The following is a 23,108-nucleotide window of genomic DNA, read 5'->3' as shown; positions in this document are numbered from 1 at the left end:
ACTCTCCTGAAGGCTTGGTTATTATTCTTGGGCACCCAGCTGCGCCAGCAGCCAGGTCACTATCAACAAGTCGGCGCTGCCGCCGGGGCTGAGGTTGCGGGCAATGCAGTCGGCATCGAAGCGCCGCAGGCGCGCCAGGCCCGCCTCCCCGGCCGAGCCGCCCTGCGCCAGCAGCAACGCCGCCCGGCGCCGCAGCCAGCGCAGCCCTTGCAGGCCGCCGCGCGAGGCGACGTTGGTGTCACCGTTGTGGGCCATCAGCCACAGCAGACTGTCCAGCAGCGCCCGCTGTTCGTCGCCGTCGGCGGCCAACCGTTGCCGATACAGCGGCAGCGCGCCATCCAGCACCAGCCGAAAACCGGCCTCCGCCTCGCCGCGCGCGCCGCTGAGGCCGTAGGCCGCGAACAGCCGCTGGCCGGCGGTCTGCCCGGCGTTGTTGCGCCGCAGCTCGCGGTCCACCAGCCCCCGACACATCGCCGCCGTTTCGGCGCACAGCGCCGCTGCGCCGATGGCGCGCCCCTGCTGCTGCAGGCGGCCGAAGGCGGCGCACAGCAACCCGAGCGAAAACACGCTGCCCTTGTGGGTGTTAATGCCGCCGGTGGCGCGAAACATCTGGTTTTCGCAGGCCAGGCCGAGCGGCCGCAGCCGCGCCAGCTGCTGTTCTGCCGGCAGAGCCGCGTCTTCGCGCCCGCGCTGGATAAAGCGCGGCAGCCACACGCCGATAGCGCGGGCGCTACGGTAAAAATGCCCGAGATCCATATCGCGGTGGGCGCCGGTGTTATGGCGATCCACCAGCCCCGGCTTGGGCGTGAGGTTGACTTCCACCAGCAGCGCGCGAAAGGCGGCGCGGGCGAAGTCGCAGGCCGGTTCGGCACGGCGGGCGGGCAGGTTAATCGGCAGAGAGCGCATCGTTGAACATCCTTTCCATTTCATGCAGCAGCTGCTCGCTGCTATGCCGCCGCTGGCGGGCGCAGATCTTGGCCGGTTGGCCACACAGCAGGCAGCGCCGTTCCGGCAGGCCGATGTCGCGGCGCGACAAAATGCGCCCCTGCGTATCCAGCACGTCGATGTCCCACAGCCGGCCGATCGGGCGGCTCACCTCCAGCTGCATGGCGCAATCTTTCACCCGCTGGGCGTCGGCGCGCAGCGCCACAAAACCTTCGCAGCCGGTGGCGAGCGCCAGCGCCTCGGCCTGCGGGCTGGGCCATCCCTGTTCGGCGCACAGCCGCAGCAGCGCCGCCCAGCCGAGGTTGAAGATGCCGCGCGTCAGCGCGCTGTCCTTCACCGGGCCGGGGACGACCAGCGTCAGCACCAGCAGCGTGCACTGGTGCTGCGCCAGCCACGCCTGCTGGCGCGCCTGGCGGCATTCGCGGCTGGTGAGCAGCTCCGGCAGGCTGACCGCGCGTTCGGCGGCCAGTTGAGGATCGACGACGGCCATCGGTTACTCCGCCACCTGATGCACCACGTCGATCACCGAACCGTCGCGGTAGCGCACCACCGCCACCACCTTGTCGGTAAAGGCGATCGGCTGCGGTTCACCGGTCAGCTGCAGCGCGCGGGCGCGCAGCCAGTCGATGCTCACCACCTCGAGCCCGGCCTCCCGCAGGCGCTGCGCCAGCTCCGGCCGCGCCGGGTTGACGGCGATGCCGTGGTCGGTCACCAGAATGTCGATGCTGGAGCCCGGCGTGACGCAGGTGGTCACCTGCTCCACCAGCGTCGGGATGCGCCCGCGCACCAGCGGCGCGACGATGATCGCCAGCCGCGCGGCGGCGGCGGTGTCGCAGTGGCCGCCGGACGCGCCGCGCAGCACGCCGTCGGAGCCGGTCAGCACGTTAACGTTGAAGCCGGTGTCGATTTCCAGCGCGCTCAGCACCACCACGTCGAGCCGATCGACCGAGGCGCCCTTGGAGCTGAAGTTGGCGTACTGGTTGGCGCTGATTTCGATATGGCGCGGGTTGCGCGCCAGCGAGGTCGCCGCCGCCCGATCGAAGCTCTGCACGTCCAGCAGCTTGCCGATCAGCCCTTTCTCGTGCAGATCCACCATGGTCGAGGTGATGCCGCCGAGGGCGAACGCGGCGCGAATGCCGCGGGCGCGCATCTTGTCCTCCAGGAACCGGGTCACCGCCAGCGAGGCGCCGCCGGTGCCGGTTTGCAGCGAGAACCCTTCGGTGAAGTAGCCGGAACCGGCGATCACCTCGGCGGCGCGGCGGGCGATCAACAGCTCGCGCGGGTTCGAAGTCATGCGCGTGGCGTCGGCGCCGATCTTGTCGGCGTCGCCCACCCGCTCCAGCTGCACGATCAGATCCACCCGATCCTGCGCCAGGCTGGCGGGATGATGCGGATACGGCACCAGCTGCTCGGTCAGCAGCACCACGGTGCCCGCCGCCTCGGCGTCCACACGCGCATAGCCGAGCGAGCCGCAGCAGGCTTCACCGCTGTAGCCGTTGGCGTTGCCGAACTCATCGCAGGCCGGCACGCCGAGGAAGGCCACGTCTATCTGCAGCTCGCCGGATTCGATCAGATTGACCCGGCCGCCGTGCGAGTGAATTTGCACCGGCTCCGCCAGCAGGCCGCGCGAAACGGCGTCCGCCAGCGGGCCGCGCAGCCCGGAGGTGTAAATGCGGCTCACCACGCCGTGGCGGATATGCTCAACCAACGGCGCATGGCAGTCGGTCAGCGAGCTGGAGGCCAGCGTCAGGTTGCGGAACCCCATCGCCGCCAGCGTCTCCATCACCTGATTGAGCGCCAGATCGCCGCCGCGAAACGCATGGTGGAAGGAAATGGTCATGCCGTCCTGCAACCCGCTGCGGCGCACCGCTTCCTGCAAGGAGTCACACAGCTTGAGATCGCGCGGTTTGCGCGCCTGCAGGTTGGCTTTGGAAACGTCCTGATAGCCCGGCAGATCCGCCGGGTTGGCGAAGGTCATCAATCGTTGTTGGCGGTTCATCATGCTTCCTCCCCGTGCTGCGCCGGTTCTTCCCGTAAGCCGGACAGCGCGGCGCGCTCCAGCACCAGCCGGGCGCGTTCAATCACCGGGCTGTCGACCATTTTTCCGTTCAGCGACACCACGCCGCGCCCTTCCCGCTCCGCCGCTTCGGCGGCGTCCACCACCCGCTGCGCGTGCGCCACCTCTTTGGCGGTCGGCGCGTACAGGTTGTGCAGCAGCTCAATCTGGCGCGGGTTGATCAGCGATTTGCCGTCGAAGCCGAGCTGTTTGATCAGCGCCGCTTCCTGCAGGAAGCCGGCCTCGTTGTTGGCGTCGGAATACACGGTGTCGAACGCCTGAATGCCGGCGGCGCGCGCCGCCTGCAGCAGCGAGCAGCGGGCGAACAGCAGCTCAATGCCCTCCGGCGAGCGTTCGGTGCGCAGGTTGCGCACATAGTCTTCCGCCCCCAGCGCGATGCCGATAAGACGCGGCGAAGCGTGCGCGATCGCCACCGCGTTGGTGATGCCCTGCGCCGATTCGATCGCCGCCAGCAGCCCCGTGCTGCCGACCGGCCGGCCGCAGGCCGCCTCGATGGCGGCAATCTCGCGCTCCATGTCGACAACGTCCTGCGCGCTATCGGTCTTCGGCAGGCGCACGATATCCGCGCCGCCGCGCACCACCGCCTGCAAATCCGCCAGGCCGTAGGCGGAGTCGAGCGCATTGACGCGCACGATGGTTTCCACCTCCTGGTACAGCGGGTGCTGCAGCGCGTGGTACACCAGCCGGCGCGCCGCGTCTTTTTCACGCAGGATCACCGAGTCTTCCAGATCGAACATCAGCGCATCGGCCTGATAGATAAAGGCGTTGCTGACCATCGCCGCGTTGGCGCCGGGGACGAACAACATGCTGCGGCGCAGCCGGGTTTTATTCAGCGTTTTCATCTTTCGCCTCCCACGGCAGTTGGCCACCCTCGCAGGCGCGCATCAGCGCGGTTTCCAGCCGGGCGCGCAGCACGCAGTCCAGCGCCCCTTTGTCGTCGACGATCACCTGCACCGGCTCCACCTCATAACGCTGCAGCACTTCCAGCAGGGTGCGACGGATCGCCGCGCCGAACTGTTTTTCCACGCTGCTGGCGATCAGCAGATCGTGCTGCGGCCCCTCGGCGGGCGCGATGCGCACCATGACATCGCTGGATTCCAGCGTGCCGGCCATTGCTTCTCGGATAATTTTCATCATTCACCTGATTGTGCGGACTCAAAAGGATGCGGGGCCGCCTTGGCCCGGCGCTGCGTTTGCAGATCCTGCAGGTAGTACAGGGTGTCCGGCGGCACCAGCGGCGCGGCAGCGTGGAAGTCCCCCGCCGCCAGCAGCTTGCGCACCCAGGAGGCGGAGATCGCCGTGCCCTGATATTGCAAACGCTCGATTTCCACCAGCGCGATCGGCGGGCTGGGCAGCGCCGGCGTTTCCAGCCAGTAGCGCATGTCGCGGTTGTATTTCGCGGTCACCGCGCAGAACGGCTCGTTGCCGACGAAGCGGTGCGTAATGCCCAGCGCGGGCGCCAGATACTGGCGGAAGATCTTCAGATCGATTTCGGTGTAACAGTCGTCGGCCACGCCCTGGTCCTTGATGAAGTAACAGGGGAAGGTGGCGCGCGAGATCACGTACTGCGAGCCTTCGTGTACCGTGAGGTTGGGGATATCGGCGGTGCCGGCCAGCACCAGCCGGCGCCGGTCTTCATAGCTGAAGCGCGAGGTATTTTCCTTCACCAGAAACAGGTGCAGCCAGTCGCAGCGCTTGGCCGCCTGACGCACCAGATACTGGTGCCCGCGGGTAAAGGGGTTGGCGTTCATCACGATGCTGCCGATGGTGTCGCCCGGCCGACGTTGGCTCGCCAGTTGGGCGGCGTAGCGTTTCAGGCGGCACGGGCTGTTTTCCATCAGCACCACGATGCCCGGCACGGTGGCGATCGGGTAGAAACCGCACTGGCGAAACAGCGGCTCGTTCTGCACCTTGGTGTAGATAAACAGCTGGGTGTGATGGCGCTCATAGGCCAGGTTCACCAGCTCGGTCGCCAGCGCCAGCGCCAAGCCTTCGCCGCGCATCAGCGGGCTGATGGCGACGCATTTGATAATATTGTCGGCGATGCCGCCGCAGGCGACCAATTTGTCGTGCTGGGTAACGGTAATAAATATTTCAACCGTGGTATCGATATTCAGATCGTTACTGCGCAAGAAGGCGCTTATTTCTGAAATCGCTTTATGATCCGATCGCTTTACCCGATTAAATACGGCATCGCCTAACATAACACGCTCTCTGGGTTAACTGGCAAACAACAAATGAAATACAAAAATGCATTTTAATTAACATCAGAAATGGCAATTAAAACCTTAAAAACCATGAAGATAAAATCACCCTCTCGTTCAATAAACCCATGGTAAGCAGAAAAAAAACGCGGATTATTGACCTATTTCACAAACCGATCCCGGTTAATAAGTTATTTAATGTTCTTTATTTGCTTAATTAATCTTATGGTGTTTATTATTGAGATAATCTTTATTTGGCGCCGCAATTCACTTACATTCACTTAGCATTTTTATTGCAATTACGGGTCGCACTATGGAATGGCTGAACATCCTGATCGTTGAAGACGAAACGCCGCTGGCGGAGATGCACGCGGAGTTTATCCGCCAGAACGGCGGCTGCCGCCAGATTTGGCTGGCCGGCACGCTGGCGCAGGCCCGCGCCATGACCGAACGCTTCAAGCCGGACCTGATCCTGCTGGACAACTTTCTGCCCGACGGCCAGGGCATCACCCTGCTGCGCGAACTGACGCTGAGCGGGTATCGTGGCGGCATCGTGTTCATCACCGCCGCCAGCGACATGGCTACCGTGGCCGAGGCGTTGCGCTACGGCGTGTTCGACTACCTGATCAAACCGCTGGCCTATGACCGGCTGAGCCAGACGCTGCAGCGCTTCAGCCAGCGCCGCGAAGCGCTGAAAGACAAGGCGCGCCTTAACCAGCGCCGCATCGACGAGATGTTCAACACCTACGCCCGCGGCGAACAGCAGGCGGCGCTGCCCGCCGGCATCGACGAGCTGACGCTCGGCAAGATCCGCGCGCTGTTCGCCGAGCCCGCCGCGCGCCACACCGCTGAAAGCGTTGCGCAAAAAATGGGGCTCAGCCGCACCACCGCGCGCCGTTATCTGGAGTTTTGCACCGCCGCGCAGCAGCTGCGCGCCGAGATCATTTACGGCAAGGTGGGCCGCCCACAGCGGATCTACCGTGCCGGCGAGCCGCATTAGCGGTTATTTGATCGCCCTTGCAAGGTTGCGTGTAACCGCTTTACTTTTTATGCGCCGGTCAGCATCTTGGTGAGCATCACCTAGCCGACTGGACGATCGCCGATGCCCGCTGAACCCCTAGCTTCCCTGTCCGAGATCCTCGCCCGCCGTGACTGGCAAAACCCCGCCTGCACCCACTACCGCCGGCTGGACGCCCACCCGCCGTTCGCCAGCTGGCGCACGGTGGAAGACGCGCGCGACGATGCCCCCAGCGCCAGCCGCCGGTCGCTGAACGGCGAGTGGCGTTTCAGCTATTTCCCGCGCCCAGAGGCGGCGCCGGAGAGCTGGCTGCAGCAAGATCTGCCGGACGCCGCCCCGCTGGCGGTGCCGGGCAACTGGCAGCTCGCCGGCTACGACGCGCCAATCTACACCAACGTGCGCTACCCGTTCCCGGTCGATCCGCCACGCGTGCCGGAAGACAACCCGACCGGCTGCTACTCGCGCGCCTTCAGCGTCGATCCGGCCTGGCTGGCCACCGGCCAGACGCGCGTCATCTTCGACGGCGTCAACTCGGCGTTCTATTTATGGTGCAACGGCCACTGGGTCGGCTATTCGCAGGACAGCCGCCTGCCGGCGGAGTTCGATCTCAGCCCGTGGCTGCAGCCGGGTGAAAACCGGCTGGCGGTGATGGTGCTACGCTGGTGCGACGGCAGCTATCTCGAAGATCAGGACATGTGGCGCATGAGCGGCATCTTCCGCGACGTCAGCCTGCTGCACAAACCCGCCGCGCACCTGAGCGATGTGCGCATCACCACCCCGCTGCATGACGGCTTTACCCGCGGCGAACTGGTGGTGACGGCGCGCGCCAGCCGGCCCGGCCCGCTGCAGGTGCAGGTGCAGGTGCAGGTGCAGGTGCAGCTGTGGCGCGATGGTGCACGGGTGGCCGAGCGCACCCAGCCGCTCGGCGGCGAGATCGTGGACGAACGCGGCGCCTATGACGATCGCGTCACGCTGCGCCTGCCGGTGGAACGCCCGGCGCTGTGGAGCGCCGAAACGCCCGCGCTGTATCGCACCACCGTCGCCCTGCTCTCGCCCACAGGAGAAATTATCGAGGTGGAGGCCTATGACGTTGGCTTCCGCCAGGTGGAAATCAGCGGCGGGCTGTTGAAGCTCAACGGGCAGCCGCTGCTGATCCGCGGCGTTAACCGCCACGAGCATCACCCGCGCCACGGCCAGGTGATGGACGATGCGACGATGCGCCACGATATCCTGCTGATGAAGCAACACAACTTCAACGCGGTGCGCTGCTCGCATTATCCCAACCACCCGCTGTGGTATCGGTTGTGCGACCGCTACGGGCTGTACGTGGTGGACGAAGCCAATATCGAGACCCACGGCATGCAGCCGATGAACCGCCTGGCTGACGATCCGCTGTGGCTGCCGGCGATGAGCGAGCGCGTCACCCGCATGGTGCAACGCGATCGCAACCACCCTTGCATCATTATCTGGTCGCTGGGCAACGAGTCCGGCCACGGCGCGAACCACGACGCGCTGTACCGCTGGGTGAAAAGCCAGGATCCGACCCGCCCGGTGCAATATGAAGGCGGCGGCGCCGACACCGCCGCCACCGACATCATCTGCCCGATGTATGCGCGGGTGGATCAGGATCAGCCGTTCCCGGCGGTGCCCAAATGGGCGATCGGCAAGTGGATCGGTCTGCCGGAGGAACAGCGGCCGCTGATCCTGTGCGAATACGCCCATGCGATGGGCAACAGCTTCGGCGGCTTTGAGCGCTACTGGCGCGCGTTCCACGCACATCCGCGCCTGCAGGGCGGCTTTGTCTGGGACTGGGTCGATCAGGCGCTGATCAAGCGCGACGAGCGCGGCGAAGAGTTCTGGGCCTACGGCGGCGACTTCGGCGATACCCCCAACGATCGCCAGTTCTGCCTGAACGGGCTGGTGTTCGCGGATCGCACCCCGCACCCGGCGCTGTTCGAAGCGCAGCGGGCGCAGCAGCTGTTCCGCTTCGCCTTCGACGCCGCCTCGCTGACGCTGACCGTCACCAGCGATTACCTGTTCCGCCACACCGACAACGAACAGCTCAACTGGCGGCTGGAGCTGGACGGCGTGGAGCGCGCCAGCGGCAGCTTCGATCTGGCGCTGGCGCCGCAGGGCAGCGCTAGCTTCATCTTGCTCGATCGGCTGCCTATGCTGCATCAGCCCGGCGAGCTGTGGCTGAACGTGGAGGTGGTGCAACCGCAGGCCACCGACTGGTCCGAAGCGCACCACCGCTGCGCCTGGGATCAGTGGCGGGTGCCACGCGCGCTGCATCCCGCGCCGCCGCCCGCACAGGGCGTGCCGCCCACGCTGATTGAAGACGATCAGGGGCTGACGCTTACCCACGGCGACCAGCGCTGGCGCTTCGAGCGCAGCAGCGGCCACCTGACGCAGTGGTGGCAGAACGAGCAGCCGCAGCTGCTGACGCCGCTGCGCGACGGCTTTGCGCGCGCGCCGATCGATAACGACATCGGCGTCAGCGAGGCGAACCATATCGATCCCAACGCCTGGGTCGAACGCTGGAAGCTGGCGGGCCTGTATCGGCTGGAGGAGCGCTGCGTGCGGCTGCAGGCGGATGCGCTGCAAAACGGCGTGCGGGTGGTGAGCGAACACCAGTTCGGCGTGGACGGGCAGATTTTGCTGATCAGCCGCAAGCAGTGGCTGTTCGACGCGCTGGGCGCGGTGAGCGTGAACGTGGAGGTCGAGGTGGCCGACGCCCTGCCGCCGCCGGCGCGCATCGGCCTGAACTGCCAACTGGCGACGGTGCAGCCGCAGGCGGAATGGCTGGGTCTGGGCCCGCACGAGAACTACCCTGATCGCCGCCTGGCCGCGCAGCATGGGCGCTGGCGCCTGCCGCTGGCGGATCTGCACACGCCGTATATTTTCCCCGGCGAGAACGGCCTGCGCTGCGACACCCGCAGCCTGCGCTACGGCGGCTGGCGCATCGACGGCCGCTTCCACTTCTCGCTCAGCCGCTACGGCCTGCAACAGCTGATGGCCTGCAGCCACCAGCATCTGCTGCAGCCGGAAGCAGGCACCTGGCTGCACTTGGACGGCTTCCACATGGGGGTGGGCGGCGACGACTCCTGGAGCCCGAGCGTGCACCGGGATTACCTGCTCACCGCCGGCGTTTACCGCTATCAGCTGCGCCTGCAGCGAGCGCCAGAGGGCTAAATCTGCCAAAAAACTCAACGGGTTGCGCATTCTGTAAGCAAACAGTCACAGAATGTGTAATCCGCCTTTGACATGCCGACGACGCCTCGCTATTATTCGCCCCGTTCACACGATTCCTCTGTAGTTCAGTCGGTAGAACGGCGGACTGTTAATCCGTATGTCACTGGTTCGAGTCCAGTCAGAGGAGCCATATTTAGAGAAGCCCGCTCAGGGAAACCTGAGCGGGCTTTTTGCTGTTGGGCGGCTATGCTCGAGTATCCCCGACACTCTCTACCCGAAACCGGTCAGCCATCCGTTGAACGGGTAAGTTTCTCCCATTGTTCAATTTCCTGACCTAACGCCTCGAGCTTTTGCCGCACCAAACTTAATGCGTCACTGCCTAACAACAGATGCGTGGGTGGGTTCCGGCTCTCAATCACTGCCAGCATGGCGTGAGCCGCCTTAATCGGATCGCCGAGTTGCTTACCGCTTTTTTCCTGACGCGCCTGACGAACAGGTTCAAATAACGCGTCATAGTCCGGGAGACGGCGAGGGCTGCGCACCATTGAACGCCCGGCCCAGTCCGTTCGAAACGAGCCGGGCGCTACTGCGGTCACGTAGATGTTGAACGGGTCAAGCTCTTTACTTAACGTTTCTGATATCCCTTCCAGTGCAAATTTGCTGCCACAGTAATAGCTGATACCGGGCAAGGTAATGAAGCTGCCCATTGAGGTAATATTGATAATGTGGCCGCGACGGCGCTGGCGCATGCCCGGTAGCACGGCTTTGATCATCGCCACCGCGCCAAACACATTGACGTCAAACTGGCGGCGCAGCTCTGCAAGCGGGGACTCTTCCAGAATGCCTTCGTGGCCGTAACCGGCATTGTTCACCAGCACATCTATCGGACCGACGGCGGACTCAATCTCTCCAACCACCTCATCAATACGCTCAACGTCCGTGACATCAAGCAGATAGCCAAAAGCCCGCTGCGTATCGAGCGCGCCGAAAGCCTGCAGTGCTTCGCTGTTGCGCACCGTCCCTACAACCCGATGCCCTACGGCGAGGGCTTCCCGCGCCAGCGCCTGGCCAAAGCCACTGCTGACGCCGGTGATTAAAATCGTTTTTGCAGATGCCATAAAAAGAACTCCCATGAACCATGAAGGTTGCATGGTATTCTCTGCTCTGCCGCATTTTTAGGCCGTATCTTCTCTTTTTCTTGCCTGATTTTATGAGGTGGTGGGATGTCCGACATGATTGCCCTGATGAATAGACTTGCGGTGCAAGAGGGATACAACCTCACTGCCCTACCTGATGTGCGAATTTTGCGTTCCGATCGCCCGCTTGCCAGAACGCCGGTGCTTTACGATCCGGGGATCGTGATTGTCTGCCAGGGCAGCAAACGCGGTTATTTCGGTCAACAAACCTATTTATATGATGAGCAGCACTACCTGGCGGTTTCGGTGCCGGTGCCGTTTGTGATGGAAACCGACGCGTCGGCAGCACATCCGCTGCTGGCGATTTATATGCATCTGGATTTTCAGCTTGCCGCTGAACTGATGTTGCAGATTGAACAGCATGGCGCCCCGCATCCTCCCGTCGCACCGCAAAGCATGATGTCGAGCCCGATGGACGACAGGGTAAAAATGGCCGTTCTTCGCTTACTTGACGTCCTGACCAACCCGCTTGAGGCGGCGATCCTCGGCCCGGCGCGGGTGCGTGAGCTTTATTTTCGCGTGCTGACAGGCGCACAGGGCAACGCAATGCGTGCCGCTCTGGCCTTGCAGGGCCAGTTTGGCAAAATCGGTAAAGCGTTGCAGCACATCCATGCCGCTTACGCGGAGCCGTTAACGCTGACGCAGCTGGCGATGGGGGCCGGCATGAGCGTGCCGACCTTTCATAGCCATTTCAAAGCGATAACGCAGATGCCGCCGATGCAGTATGTGAAATCGGTACGCCTGCACCAGGCACGGATGCTGATGGTGCGCCAACAAATCACCGCCGCCGCCGCGAGTTACGCCGTTGGCTATGAAAGCCCATCGCAATTTAATCGAGAATTCAAACGTCTGTTTGGCCTACCACCGGCAGAGGAGATAAAACGCATGCAGCGTCACTTCGCCATTCCGCCCGCGCAGCCTGCCTCGGTATTTGTTTCATCGCACTGAGGCTTATGTGGTCAGGCGAACGATAGTCCGCTTCTGGCGCCAGGCGGATCGGCACTTGGGGAGAAAGTCCGCTATGAGCGAGAGCGGACATCAAAGTATTAAAGCAAAGAACAACATCTTCAGGTGATAAATAAATTTGACTGAAATAACGTACTTACCGACCCGAAGGCCGGTCATTGTTAACACGGATAACGGTTACCATGCGTAGGCTTCAGGGGCTTCCCCACCCGGTCCCGGCCAGATGGTATCCAGTCTTTTGAGCGTATCGCCTGAAAGGGACAACGTCAGGGCATTGAGATTCTGACGGAGCTGTTCAGCTGTGCGCGGACCACTGAGCACAGCGGTAACCACGGGGTTCTGCAACAGCCAGGCCAACGCCACGTCTGAGGGCGCCTCCCCCAGCTCATCACACAGCGTTTCCCAGGCCTCCAGTTGCGGCCGCAAGCGATTGATTTGTGCCTGCAGCTGCGGTGTTGCCCGGCGGCCATCGGCAATTTTTTTCAGCACGCCACCCAGCATCCCCATCCCGACCGGGCTCCAGGGGATCAGGCCAATGCCGTAATGGCGCAGTGCCGGAATGACTTCAAGCTCAACCGTGCGCTGGGTCAGGTTGTAAAGGCTCTGTTCCGATGCCAGCCCCAGCAGGTTGCGCGCATCAGCCGTGCACTGTGCGGTGGCAATATCCCAGCCGGCAAAGTTACTGCTGCCCACGTAGCTGATTTTACCCTCACGGATCAGCTGTTCCATGGCCTGCCAGATTTCCTCCCAGGGGGTGTTCCGGTCGATATGGTGCATCTGGTAGAGATCGATATGGTCCGTTTTCAGTCTTTTCAGACTGGCCTCACAGGCCCGGCGAATATGGTAAGCGGACAGATATTTGTCATTCGGGCCCGTATCCATCGGCTGGTAAACTTTCGTGGCCAGCACGATTCGGTCACGCAGGCCACTGCGCGCCAACCAGTTACCGATGATTTCTTCGGATGTCCCGTACCCCTTTGCCATATCCGGTGACTGCGGTCCGCCATAGACGTCAGCGGTATCGAAAAAGTTGATACCCGCATCCACGGCTTCATCCATGATCCTGAAGCTGGCCGGCTCATCCGTCAGCTCACCGAAATTCATGGTACCGAGACCGATGCGGCTCACCCGCAGGCCGGTACGACCCAGATGTTTATAGTTCATGTCAGATGCTCCTTAACTGAACGTGTTATTGCAGGTTCTTACGGAAAAAGTCTGTCAGTTTGTCAAAAGGGATCACGTCGGTACGATCATAGAGATCGACATGCCCTGCGCCCGGTACGACATAAAGCTCTTTAGGCTGACCGGCGCGTTTGAATGCATCCTCGCTGAACTCTTTTGAGTGAGCCCGATCGCCGGTGATAAACAGCATCGGACGCGGTGAAATGGTTTCAATATCGTTGAACGGATAGAAGTTCATAAACTTGCCGATACTGCTCAACATCGGTTTCGTCGTCAGTGCTTCTTTCTCACCCTTCGGGGTGTAACCACCGCGTTCGGTGCGGTAGAAATCGAAAAACTCACGCTGAATATCCGGCGTTGAAGCGTCCAGTGTATTCACGGTACCGGGAATGTAGGCCGTCTCGCCTCCCTGAAACTCTGCTAAACGCTGCTCTGTGGCTGACCGGATAAAGGCCTTTCGTTGTTCCGGCGTCTGGGAATGGTTGAGGCCGTTGCGAAATGCAGCCCCCATGTCATACATGCTGACGGTGGCAATGGCTTTCATACGCGGGTCAATCTTGGCAGCACTGATAACAAAACTTCCGCTGCCGCAGATACCTAATACACCGATGCTATCCGGATCAACAAACGGCTGTGTGCTTAGATAATCAACCGCCGCGCTGAAATCATCTGTGTAGATTTCCGGTGAAATCAGGTGCCCCGGTTTGCCCTCGCTTTCTCCCCAGAAAGAGAGATCGATAGCCAGCGTGACAAACCCCTGCTCCGCCAGCTTCTGCGCATAAAGATTCGAACTCTGTTCCTTAACGGCTCCCATCGGGTGACCAACGACGATCGCCGGGTGTCGGGTATTCTGGTTCATCTTTTTCGGGATAAACAGGTTGCCGACCACGGCCATCTGATACTGGTTTTTAAAGGTGACTTTTTGCTGCGTCACCTTATCGCTTTTATAAAAATTATCGGCCCCACGGGACATATCCGCCGCAGAGGAAGCAAATGCACTGATCAACAGCCCCAGCGCTAACGTAAATTTTTTCATGATGGTCTCCTTATCATTAAGCCAGGGTGGCGTTATCCGAATGGCAGACGCCGCAGAACGCGAAATCAATCTGCACATCACGGGCGCCGGAGGCGCGACGGGTGATATCCATCGGCTCCAGCGGCAGTGTGCCCGCATGGGCACCGTAAGCTTTACCTGTCATGACATAACTCCAGGGTTTATGAATGGTCTCTGGCAGAGGTGTCTGCGCGTGAGGTCAGGAAAATCAGCCCGGCCGCGATAAGCAGCATCGTGACGCTGGCCAAGAAAGTGCTCTGGTAGCCGTGGTGATCGAAAAGCAGCCCCCCTACCGTTGAACCTAGCGCAATGGATAACTGGACCATTGCCACCATCAGCCCGCCGCCGGCTTCGGCATTCTGCGGAAAGATACGCGGTACCCAGGCCCACCACCCCACCGGCGCACCGGTAGAAATCAGCCCCCACAACCCGAGCAGCACCATCACGATGGCCACCTGACTGCCAAAAGCGATCAGTGCCAGCGCGGTGATGGCCATCAGCACCGGAATGGCTATCAGGGTCGAGTAGAAGCCGCGTTTCAGCACTCTGCCAATCAGCGTGGTGCCGATGAAACCCGCGACACCGATAACCAGCAGGATTAGGGTGACCACTGAAGCATCCACCTTCGTCACCGTTTCAAGGAAAGGCCTGATGTAGGTAAAGAGCGTGAACTGCCCCATAAAGAAGATGCCGACGCCCAGCATGCCTAACGTGACCACTCGACGGCGAAACAGCGTGAAGACATTGCTGGCACCGTTACTCTGCCGGGTGACCTGCATGGAGGGCAGGCTGAACAACTGCCAGATAAACGCGGCGATCGCGACCGGCACCAGACAAAAGAAGGCCCCGCGCCAGCCGATCACCGAACCGAGCCAACTGCCCAAAGGGGCCGCGATGACCGTGGCCAGTGCATTGCCGCTGTTAAAAATGGCCAACGCCAGCGGAACTCGGTGCACCGGAACCAAACGCATCGCCGTGGCTGCCGACATCGACCAGAACCCGCCGACTACGATGCCAATCAGAGCCCTGCCCGCCATATAGGTCAGGTAATTGGGTGCCATCGCAATAACAGCACCGGAAATTGCCATCATGCAGGTCAGGCCGAGCAGCAGCGTTTTCCGGTTAAGCGTGCCTGCCAGCACGGAAATAAACAGGCTGGTTACCACTGCAAATGCCCCGGAAATGGCGATGCCCTGTCCGGCCATGCCTTCGGTGACACGAAGGGTCTGCGCCATCGGTGTCAGCAGGCTGACCGGCATGAATTCGGAGGCGATCAGGGCGAAGACGCACAGCGTCATGGCAAAGACACCACTCCAGTGCGCAGGCTGTTTCCCGCTTCCGGTGTTTTTTTTTCTGTTTTCGTCTGTCTTATTACTCATTCAGGGATTTCTTTTCAGTAGATAACATGAAGTCTGTGCCCCGGAGCCTTCAGCGCTGCAGGAAGAGCTGAAACGGCATACGGAGACGGGATAAGGGGGATAATCGCGGTACGGAAGGTGCTGCGGGTCAGTTGGCGACCCTGATCTGCACCGCAAGAGGTCCGTGGCGCTGCAGGACCGGCAGTCCGGAATCCACTTTCCCTAACGGGATCAGTGAACGGGCGTAAGCCCTGCCCTGGGCAAAAATCGCCAGGTTGCCCCAGGGCGCGTAGTAAGTGATATCTCCGGCTTCCGGCGTCATGCCGTCCGGTGCCTGCACCGTGGAAAGCCTGCGCGGCAGGTCGCTTATACGCTCAATATCGTCATAGTCTTCCAGCGTCAGGCTGAGGGGAAGCAAAGACGCAAAGTCCCGGCCTGTCGGCGTATCAAAGAGGGTGGCGGTGGCGGTTTCTCCCTCCACAATGATCTCAATTTTCATAAGCGTCTCCTGCGCCACTCCCCGGTCGTTGTCACCCGCCATAGCGGACTGCGTGACGAAAAGCAGGCCGGCAAGGAGCAGCAGTGATGTTCTGCAGTAAGCGTTTTGCATAAGGGTTAGCGTTGACTTTTTCATCGCATTATTGTTACCAATATGCAGCGGGTTAACTAGCTAATGAATACTTAATACCCTTATAAGTAAAATTTATAAATGGACCGGAAACGAGCATGGCCAGACGCAATCTCAACGACTTACTCTCTTTCGTCACCGTGGCGCGTGAGGGCAGCTTTACGCGCGCTGCCGCCCAGCTCGGCGTGACCCAGCCCGCACTGAGCCAGGCGATTTCCGGGCTGGAAGAACGGATGCAAATCCGCCTGCTGACGCGAACCACGCGCAGCGTGTCAGTGACCGCCGCCGGGGAACGCCTGCTGCAGTCTGTGGGCCATCGTATTGATGAGATTGAAGCCGAGCTGGACATGCTGACGGCACTGCGTGATAAACCTGCGGGGACCGTCCGTATTACATGTGGACCTAATGTTCTGAAGACCACGCTGCTGCCAAAGCTGACACCACTGTTACGCGAATATCCTGATATTCATATTGAGTTTGATGCCAACCACGGGTTCCGGGATATCGTGGCGGACCGTTTTGATGCCGGCGTGCGGCTCGGAGACACTATCGACAAAGATATGATAGCCGTACCCATTGGCCCGAAACTGCGCATGGCGGCTGTAGCTTCCCCTGAGTATTTTGCCCGGTGCGCCGCCCCTCAGACGCCACGCGATCTGATGCAACACTGCTGTATTAATGAGCGCATGGTTCAATCGGGGAAAATTTACGCCTGGGAGTTTGAGCAGGAAAACGGTAAATTTCACGTTCGGGTTGAAGGGCAAATGACGTTTAACACATCGGAACACGTCGTTGACGCAGCTCTTGCCGGACTGGGCATTGCCTTTTTACCTGAAGAGGAGTTCGGCACACATCTGCAGGAAGGAAAACTGATCCGCGTGCTTGAAGAATGGTGCCGTCCTTTTCCCGGCTACTATCTTTATTATCCCAGCCGTAAACAGCCTTCCCCAGCGTTTTCACTCGTTGTGGATGCGTTGCGTATTAACCGGAAAATTTAACGCTGAATTATCGGGCCAATATTTCAAGAACGGACGTGAACGTCCGCTTCTGGCACGCAACGGACAGGCTACGTGGTCATTGGGTCTGCTTTGAGCGAGGAGCGGACTTTAGTAGAAAAATAGAAGGCAGTATGTAGACTATCTTCTTTTAGTGTTTATTTGTTATGGCCTTATTTATGTCTTCTGAAATGATTTTCCCACTCAAAGAAACTGAGCGGCGCGCGGTAAGAGTTGTCCTGATTGATAAGACCTGCTCGATCCTACTTCTCAGCACACGTGATGTCAGTAATCCTAACTTCATAAATTCGTGGGAATTACCTGGCGGTGGCATTTTGGAGGGGGAATCTCACGCGAACGCAGCCATACGTGAAGTGTTTGAAGAAACGGGTTTGATAGTTCCTTTCCAAAGCGTCCGTGTACCTCAGTGGTTCAGAGATGTTCATTACTCGTATCGCGGTGAAAGGCGCCTGCAACACGAAGCTATATCCCTTGCCTATATAAATGATTTCAAACCTGATATCCATTATGCAGAACGGGAACCTTTTGAACTGGAAGATCATCTCGAGTATCACTGGTGGTCCCTGGAGGAACTAAAATCGTCGTCTGCGACTTTTTATCCAAGGAACTTACCTAAACACATTGAGCAACTGCTCCAGGGGGAAAGTATTAATGATCCCATTGAGATTTGGGATTAACTGGCTGATCTGTAATCATAATTGAAGTACTTTCTGCCAACATTCCCGATGTAAGCAAAAGAGTTTTCAGGTTTGTCGGCTAACCTGTTCAAGATTGTTAACGTCCGCTACTGGCACAAAACCGACCGCCAGAGTCCCCACTCCAGCATTCCCCCCCATTCCACACTCCAGCAGCGCCAGAGAGAAATCGCCCTCCTGCGTTGCCGTCGGTGTGAACCCGCAAAGCGGCAGCCACCGCCATAACGCCGACGCTTGGCCCCACCAGCGAAACCCACTCTTTTATCTAAGAAGATTCCTAACCAAGATGACGGAAATCCCTCCCTGGCGCCAATACGCGGGTTAACCCGCCGATTTACAGCAATAATCCTGTAAAAACAATCGATAAGCGAATTTCTCGCGCTCGGCAAGTTGCGTCTATCCTTTCGCTATGGGTGCCTGCTGCCCATCGTTCGCTGCAGATCGCGGCATGCGCGTTTCTGGCTGTTCGGGTTTCGGTTTATTCCATCGCGCGCTTCCATTCATCATGTTGAATTTCTAAGCAATCTCTCAGCAACAAGGAGTGTTTATATGGCTTACGTCATTACCGACCGAGAAAAACTGCAAGCGATTTGGGAGGCCGCCAAAGCCGGCGACTGGCCGGCCGTGTATGCCGCCTCCGTCGATGCGCTCACCGATCCCAACCATGCCAACCAACCCATTGAGGGCGTGGATATCGCGGTCTATACCTGGATTAAAGGCGCCTATGGCGTGAACTCGAATCAGGGGGCGTTTGCCCATTACATTCGCGACCAAACCAAGCTGCAGTATGAGCTGCGCACCGGGCATGTCCCCGATGACTGGGAGACGCGCATTCAGAACGCCTCCGACAACATCGCCAAAAACTTCGCCAAAACGCTGTTTGGCGTCGATCTGAGCAGCGATCCTAACGCGCCGCTGCCGGATGCCCCGCCCACCAGCGCCAAAGTGCCGGATATTCACGAGGTTGGTCTGATCGACGCCGGTGCGGCGGCATCCGAAGTGTTCACCGACGCCTCCTCGACCGGCGCCCCCAACTATTCCCCCTGGGCCGGCACCACGCTGTTCTCCTATTTAGGCGACACTTCGTTCTTTACCGAATGGGTGGCGACCAACGACACCTCGGCCTTTAAGGTGGAAGGCGGCACCTACGATCTGATTGCGGCGGCGCAGGTCTCCATGCAGATGAAAAACCTCAGTTACGTGGTTGAAACGCTGCTGGCGGGCGAAGTGCCCACCTATTTGACCACCCTGGGCATTGGCCACGAGACCATCCGCCTGGCCGCAGAGGCGGCGCGTGATTTCTACACCGAATCCTACGGCAGCAGCGTGACCGGCGGCGGCAGCATCATTCCCGGCAAGCTGGATATCGGCTCGGCGATTTTCAACGACATTGCCGACGTGCTGTCCACGCCGAATCTGTACCGCGTCGGTACGCTGCATGACGATGATTTCACGCTGGCGTTCGGCAATATCGCCGTTAACACCGGCAGCGGCGACGACACCATCAGCGTGCCGCGCGGCTGGCAAAACAACGCCGGCAACTACGGCTGGACGGTGATCGACGGCGGCAGCGGCCACGATACGGTCGATTATTCCAGCCTGTCGCACGGGGTAAACCTGAAGTTTGACGCCCAGGGCAGCTATGGCGGGCGCGGGGTAATCGAGAAAAACGGCATCGGGCTGTATGGCTTCAAGGACGGGCTGTACAACATTGAGGCGGTGAAGTTGACGGACTTTAAGGATAACGTCACCTTTAACGATCGGGTGCTAACGCCGGCCAACGGCCTGGAGGTCAACCTGGGCAAAGGCTCCAGCGAGATTCGCTTCGAGCATGGTTATACCACTGCGCCGGGTGGGAGTGCGCCGCAGGATTATCTCGGCGTAAACCTGAGCATGCTGTCCAACGATGTGCCCTTCCCCAACAGCCTGCTGAACATTCCCGTGAAGCAGACCCACAATATCTACATCGACGACAGCTTCGAGCTGGGCTTTTTACAGGCCTCCTCCCTGTCTATCGATAACCACCTGCTGGCCTTCGGCGCCGAAGGATCAAACAGCAGCTTCTCACTGAATTACAACGCGCAAACCCATACGCAGGATCTGTCGATATTCATGCAGGGCGAAAGCGCGCTCAATCAGCACGTCGTCAATATCTACAATTGGGATCAAGGATACTTTGGCATCAATCTGGAGCAGCCGGCCATTCAGCTTGTCGGTTTGCAAACCATTGCCCCGCAAGAGCTGGCGGCCGCCTAAGCGAAGCCCGCCGGGTTTACCGGCGGGCTGTTTACCTGCGGCGCGGCGGCTCACTCCCTGTCACGCTCCGCAATCCGCGCCATCAACGCCCCCAGTAAGGCCAGATCGACCAGCAGCGCCAGCGCGAAACAGGCTCCCTTTATCCCCGGCGCGGCATAGGTTTGCACCAGCGAAACGGCAACCACTACGGCCACGAGAGTCACCACCGTCGTCAAACGATACGCCACGGCGAGTGCGCCTTTCTCCCCCACTGCCGTGCGGTAGGCGACGCCCTGGCCCAGGCCGCCGAGGGCGAGGCCCGGCAGCAGGGCCGGCCAGCCGTGGCCGCCGAACAGCATCAGCAGCATCAATAGCCATCCCGCCGCCGCCAGTAAAAAGCCGTGGCGGAGAATAGCCAGCGCAGGCCGGTTCCGCAGCGTCCGCCAGCGGGCCAGCGCGGCGCCGCCGAGAAACGCCAGCGCCAATGTCGTCAGCAGCATCAGGGTCGCGCCGATGCCCAGCAGATTTTCGGTCTTCAGCAGCAAGGCACCCGCCGCGACCGGCACGCTGAGCGCCAGGGCGCTCGCCGCCGTTCCCGTGTGTTCCATGGCGCCCAGGGCGCCGTTGTTGATATAGAGGCTCATCGTTCACTCCGACATGATGGAAATGATGAAATAAATTCATTTCCCTGTTCACATCTCAGTAGCCTATCTCTTGTATAATCGGTAATACAAACTCATAGTTTTCAGCCTTGGATGAGAATAATTCAGCCATGAGAAGAACCCGTTTGCCGCCGCTGGGCGCGCTGCGCGCTTTCCACGCCGTGGCCGTCTGCCGCAGCTTCAAACTGGCCGCCGAGGCGCTGGGCGTCAGCGCAACGGCGATCAGCCATCAGATCAAGCTGCTGGAGTCGGTGCTGGCATGCCGGGTGTGCGAGCGCAGCGCGCAGGGCGTCAGCCTGACCGAAACCGGGGAGATCCTGTATGCCGGCACCCAGCGCGCCTTCGCCGCGCTGGAGCAGTCCGTCGCCCAAATCACCCGCGCCCGGCAGCCGCCGGCGCTGACCGTCACCACCACCTCCAACTTTCTCACCCACTGGCTGGTGCCGCGCCTGGCGGATTTCAAGGCGGAGTTTCCCGCCATCGATCTGCGCCTGCACACCAGCGTCGAGCGGGTGGATCTCAGCCAGCGCACCGTGGACGTCGCCATCCGCTACCGTGAAACGCCGGAAAGCGATCTGCACTGCACCCTGCTGCATGAGGATCGCTTTATCGTGGTGGCCAGCCCGGCGCTGGCGCTGGAGCGCATCGAAGATTTGCTGCGGGTGACGCTGTTTCACGTGGAGCATCGGCAGGTGCCCGCCGACTCACCGACCTGGGAGAACTGGCGGCGGCGCTACGGGCCGGAAGGATTGAACGTGGAAGCCGGGCTGACCTTCAGCGACGAGACCCATGCGCTGCAGGCGGCGGTGGCGGGCCAGGGGGTGGTGATCGCCAGCCGGCTGCTGGCGCGCGATTTGTTGCAGCGCGGCGTGTTGGCGGCGCCGTTCGAGATGTCATTGCCCGGCGCCAACTATTATCTGGTGGCCACCGAAGAGACCGCGCAGCGCCCCGATATCATGGCGCTGCGCGCGTGGCTGCTGCGGCAAATGGCGGCGGGCTAACGGCTCTCGGGGGCGATTTCCCCCAGGCGGATCGCCACGCTGATCGCCTGCGCGGTGGTGGCGGCGCCGAGACGTTGGCGAATGCGCCGCAGGTGATTTTCCACCGTGCGTTCAGACAGGCCGAGCATCGCGGCGATATCCGCCTGCCGCCGGCCAATGGCGGTCCAGCTCAGCACCTCGCGCTCGCGCGCCGACAGCCGGCCCTCCCCCTCACCGGCAGCAGGTTCGAACAGCCGCCGCGCCGCCAGAAAAGCCGCTGCGCCCACCAGCGACAGCGCCAGCCGCACCGGCGGCGAGGCGTCGATGCACTCGCCCCCCAGGCTGACCGCCCCCTCCAACCCGGCGGGGCCGAATACCGGGATCTGCACGCCGTGCAGACCGGCGCCGCGCGGCGTGCGCACAATCCGGTAGCGCTCGCCCTGCTGCGCTCGGGTTTTGGTCCAGAAAAACGGTTCGGCGGCCCGCAGCATGTGCCGGGTCACCGGGCAGTGCCGCACGTAGGTCAGCGCATCGACCGCCTCCCCCTCACCGAACCAGTCGCCCTCGACCCAATAAATATGCTCGATCCCCGCCTCCGCCGCCGCGGAGGCGGAAAACAGCACAAAGCGGTTGAAACCGAACGGCGCGGCGAAGGCGCGAACCCGCCCCTGAATGGCGGACAAGGTGCGCTCGTGGTCCATCGCCAACGCCGTCTGGAAAGCGCGCTGCGCGATCTCGTCGCTCATCGCGCGGCGACGTCGGCCAGCAGCGTTTCTGCCGCCAGTTTGCCGAGGTTGTTGGAAGCCAGCGGGCTGTCGCCGGTCAGCAGGCGCCGATCTTTATGCACCTTGCCGGTGATGTCGGCGTTGACGATCTTAACGCCCAACTCGCGCAGGCGTTCGCCCACCAGCCAGGGCATCGGGCCGGGGATATAGCCGATATCGATGTTGGCGCCGGTATCGAGCGAGTCCGGGAACACGCACATCTCATAGCCGCGATAGAGGAAATCCGCTTTGCTCTCGCCGATGCCCGCCGCCAGCAAACCGGCCGGCCCGTGGCACAGCGAGATCACGTAGCGATCGTGGTCATGCGCCCAGTGCAGCGTCTTTTTCACCTCTTCACTGAACGGGATATCGTTGAGCACGCCGTGGCCGCCGGGAATGAAAACGCCGAGGTAGTTGCCGCCATCCAGATCCTTCACCACTTCCGTCAGCTTTTTCGGCTGCTTGAGTTGGCTGCGGTACTTCTCGTAGGTGGCCTTGACCGCTTCATCTTCATGCGGGAACGCCCACATCTCCAGCTTCACCGGATCGCCGGACGGCGTAGCGACGTCGATCTCGAAACCGGCCAGATCCAGGTGATACATCGGCAGCAGCATCTCGACCGGGTGATTGCCGGTGGAGAAGAACTTGCCGTTTTGCATCAGCAGGTAGCGCTCCTGCGAGGCGATCATCAGCACCTTCCACTTGCCGCCGCGATAGGCGTTCGGGTAACTGGCGCCCGTGAAGTCGGTTTTGGACGAGGTGTACTGGCTGAGGGAGTAAGGGGATGGGAAGAACGCGTTGTCTTCCGCCACATCCGGGGTGGGATTACGATCGTTGGACACTGAATCAGTCATGATTATCTCCATATTCATCGTTGCATTGCCCATTCAGCTTAAATAACCGCCGGCAGGGCCGCAATGAGGGATATCCCTCAAG

The 23,108-nt window shown here is 61.0% G+C and carries 21 protein-coding genes, 1 tRNA gene and 1 pseudogene; 8 read left to right on the top strand and 15 right to left on the bottom strand.

The window, feature by feature from the left end; all coding sequences use genetic code 11:
- Positions 1-21: 21 nt before the first annotated feature.
- Genes citG through citC form a run of 6 tightly spaced genes read right to left on the bottom strand, consistent with a single transcriptional unit; the run spans position 22 to position 5,226 of the window.
- Positions 22-906 carry a triphosphoribosyl-dephospho-CoA synthase CitG gene (citG, locus tag ACMGF9_RS07815; protein ID WP_076740671.1) on the bottom strand — a complete coding sequence of 295 codons (885 nt, stop codon included), beginning with the start codon at positions 904-906 and terminating at the stop codon, positions 22-24.
- Positions 887-1,435 carry a citrate lyase holo-[acyl-carrier protein] synthase gene (citX, locus tag ACMGF9_RS07810; RefSeq protein ID WP_021505420.1) on the bottom strand — a complete coding sequence of 183 codons (549 nt, stop codon included), beginning with the start codon at positions 1,433-1,435 and terminating at the stop codon, positions 887-889. Before citX ends, citG begins: the two co-directional genes overlap by 20 nt.
- Before the next feature lie 3 nt (positions 1,436-1,438).
- Positions 1,439-2,944 (bottom strand): citrate lyase subunit alpha, encoded by a 1,506-nt coding sequence (gene citF, locus ACMGF9_RS07805; protein WP_088381750.1) that lies wholly within the window; start codon positions 2,942-2,944, stop codon positions 1,439-1,441.
- A complete protein-coding gene (citE, locus tag ACMGF9_RS07800; RefSeq protein WP_016927085.1) occupies positions 2,944-3,864 on the bottom strand; it encodes a citrate (pro-3S)-lyase subunit beta in 921 nt (306 codons plus the stop codon). The genes citF and citE overlap by 1 nt, the downstream gene beginning before the upstream one ends.
- The gene (citD, locus tag ACMGF9_RS07795) at positions 3,848-4,156 is read right to left on the bottom strand and encodes a citrate lyase acyl carrier protein (protein ID WP_004940811.1); all 309 of its coding nucleotides are present in this window, start codon (positions 4,154-4,156) and stop codon (positions 3,848-3,850) included. Before citD ends, citE begins: the two co-directional genes overlap by 17 nt.
- The gene (citC, locus tag ACMGF9_RS07790; RefSeq protein ID WP_004940809.1) at positions 4,156-5,226 is read right to left on the bottom strand and encodes a [citrate (pro-3S)-lyase] ligase; all 1,071 of its coding nucleotides are present in this window, start codon (positions 5,224-5,226) and stop codon (positions 4,156-4,158) included. Before citC ends, citD begins: the two co-directional genes overlap by 1 nt.
- A 313-nt stretch (positions 5,227-5,539) precedes the next feature.
- Between citC and dpiA the strand changes: the two genes are divergently transcribed.
- The 3 genes from dpiA to ACMGF9_RS07775 all read left to right on the top strand — a co-directional run bounded on the left by dpiA (position 5,540) and on the right by ACMGF9_RS07775 (position 9,626).
- Complete coding sequence (gene dpiA / locus ACMGF9_RS07785; RefSeq protein ID WP_004940807.1) at positions 5,540-6,226, top strand: two-component response regulator DpiA; 687 nt, start codon at positions 5,540-5,542, stop codon at positions 6,224-6,226.
- A 102-nt stretch (positions 6,227-6,328) separates the two neighbouring features.
- Positions 6,329-9,436 carry a beta-galactosidase gene (locus ACMGF9_RS07780; RefSeq protein WP_414160187.1) on the top strand — a complete coding sequence of 1,036 codons (3,108 nt, stop codon included), beginning with the start codon at positions 6,329-6,331 and terminating at the stop codon, positions 9,434-9,436.
- Positions 9,437-9,550: 114 nt separating this feature from the next.
- Positions 9,551-9,626: transfer RNA gene (locus ACMGF9_RS07775), tRNA-Asn, on the top strand.
- A gap of 94 nt (positions 9,627-9,720) precedes the next feature.
- Here ACMGF9_RS07775 and ACMGF9_RS07770 read toward each other — a convergent pair.
- The gene (locus ACMGF9_RS07770; RefSeq protein ID WP_004928681.1) at positions 9,721-10,554 is read right to left on the bottom strand and encodes an oxidoreductase; all 834 of its coding nucleotides are present in this window, start codon (positions 10,552-10,554) and stop codon (positions 9,721-9,723) included.
- A 105-nt stretch (positions 10,555-10,659) separates the two neighbouring features.
- On the opposite strand from ACMGF9_RS07770, the gene ACMGF9_RS07765 reads away from it, so the two are divergent.
- Positions 10,660-11,580, top strand: coding sequence for an AraC family transcriptional regulator (locus ACMGF9_RS07765; protein ID WP_015378444.1), 921 nt, complete (start codon positions 10,660-10,662; stop codon positions 11,578-11,580).
- Positions 11,581-11,775: 195 nt separating this feature from the next.
- On the opposite strand, the gene ACMGF9_RS07760 is transcribed toward ACMGF9_RS07765, so the two are convergent.
- The 5 genes and pseudogenes from ACMGF9_RS07760 to ACMGF9_RS07740 all read right to left on the bottom strand — a co-directional run bounded on the left by ACMGF9_RS07760 (position 11,776) and on the right by ACMGF9_RS07740 (position 15,691).
- The gene (locus tag ACMGF9_RS07760; protein ID WP_015378445.1) at positions 11,776-12,762 is read right to left on the bottom strand and encodes an aldo/keto reductase; all 987 of its coding nucleotides are present in this window, start codon (positions 12,760-12,762) and stop codon (positions 11,776-11,778) included.
- Between the two features lie 25 nt (positions 12,763-12,787).
- A complete protein-coding gene (locus ACMGF9_RS07755) occupies positions 12,788-13,816 on the bottom strand; it encodes an alpha/beta hydrolase (protein WP_004928673.1) in 1,029 nt (342 codons plus the stop codon).
- A gap of 34 nt (positions 13,817-13,850) precedes the next feature.
- Positions 13,851-13,979: pseudogene (locus ACMGF9_RS07750) on the bottom strand (alcohol dehydrogenase); the annotation flags it as partial.
- 16 nt (positions 13,980-13,995) lie between these two features.
- Positions 13,996-15,213 carry an MFS transporter gene (locus tag ACMGF9_RS07745; protein ID WP_071591411.1) on the bottom strand — a complete coding sequence of 406 codons (1,218 nt, stop codon included), beginning with the start codon at positions 15,211-15,213 and terminating at the stop codon, positions 13,996-13,998.
- A gap of 127 nt (positions 15,214-15,340) precedes the next feature.
- Positions 15,341-15,691, bottom strand: a complete 351-nt coding sequence (locus ACMGF9_RS07740; RefSeq protein ID WP_015378446.1) for a cyclophilin-like fold protein — start codon at positions 15,689-15,691, stop codon at positions 15,341-15,343.
- A gap of 227 nt (positions 15,692-15,918) precedes the next feature.
- Between ACMGF9_RS07740 and ACMGF9_RS07735 the strand changes: the two genes are divergently transcribed.
- The 3 genes from ACMGF9_RS07735 to ACMGF9_RS07725 all read left to right on the top strand — a co-directional run bounded on the left by ACMGF9_RS07735 (position 15,919) and on the right by ACMGF9_RS07725 (position 19,787).
- Positions 15,919-16,818 (top strand): LysR family transcriptional regulator, encoded by a 900-nt coding sequence (locus tag ACMGF9_RS07735; RefSeq protein WP_004928662.1) that lies wholly within the window; start codon positions 15,919-15,921, stop codon positions 16,816-16,818.
- Between the two features lie 176 nt (positions 16,819-16,994).
- Complete coding sequence (locus tag ACMGF9_RS07730; RefSeq protein ID WP_414160186.1) at positions 16,995-17,513, top strand: NUDIX hydrolase; 519 nt, start codon at positions 16,995-16,997, stop codon at positions 17,511-17,513.
- Between the two features lie 567 nt (positions 17,514-18,080).
- Positions 18,081-19,787, top strand: a complete 1,707-nt coding sequence (locus ACMGF9_RS07725) for a hemolysin (RefSeq protein WP_076740668.1) — start codon at positions 18,081-18,083, stop codon at positions 19,785-19,787.
- Between the two features lie 50 nt (positions 19,788-19,837).
- Here the strand turns inward: ACMGF9_RS07725 and ACMGF9_RS07720 are convergent, their stop codons facing one another.
- A complete protein-coding gene (locus tag ACMGF9_RS07720; protein ID WP_164122590.1) occupies positions 19,838-20,410 on the bottom strand; it encodes a hypothetical protein in 573 nt (190 codons plus the stop codon).
- Positions 20,411-20,538: 128 nt separating this feature from the next.
- Here ACMGF9_RS07720 and ACMGF9_RS07715 point away from each other — a divergent pair, with 128 nt between their 5' ends.
- Positions 20,539-21,429, top strand: coding sequence for a LysR substrate-binding domain-containing protein (locus tag ACMGF9_RS07715; protein WP_414160185.1), 891 nt, complete (start codon positions 20,539-20,541; stop codon positions 21,427-21,429).
- Here ACMGF9_RS07715 and ACMGF9_RS07710 read toward each other — a convergent pair.
- Together ACMGF9_RS07710 and hchA are read right to left on the bottom strand one after the other, a co-directional pair.
- Positions 21,426-22,154: a PA1136 family autoinducer-binding transcriptional regulator gene (locus ACMGF9_RS07710; protein WP_242142122.1), complete on the bottom strand. Its 729-nt coding sequence runs from the start codon at positions 22,152-22,154 to the stop codon at positions 21,426-21,428. The two genes, ACMGF9_RS07715 and ACMGF9_RS07710, sit on opposite strands and share 4 nt — an antisense overlap.
- Positions 22,151-23,026 (bottom strand): glyoxalase III HchA, encoded by an 876-nt coding sequence (gene hchA, locus ACMGF9_RS07705; RefSeq protein WP_015378451.1) that lies wholly within the window; start codon positions 23,024-23,026, stop codon positions 22,151-22,153. Before hchA ends, ACMGF9_RS07710 begins: the two co-directional genes overlap by 4 nt.
- Between the last annotated feature and the right edge of the window lie 82 nt (positions 23,027-23,108).

The sequence above is a fragment of the Serratia sp. BNK-23 genome, assembly GCF_047456145.1.
GTDB lineage: Bacteria > Pseudomonadota > Gammaproteobacteria > Enterobacterales > Enterobacteriaceae > Serratia > Serratia nematodiphila.
Note: the sequence above shows the minus strand (reverse complement) of the source record. Positions and strands in the feature narration are given on the sequence as shown.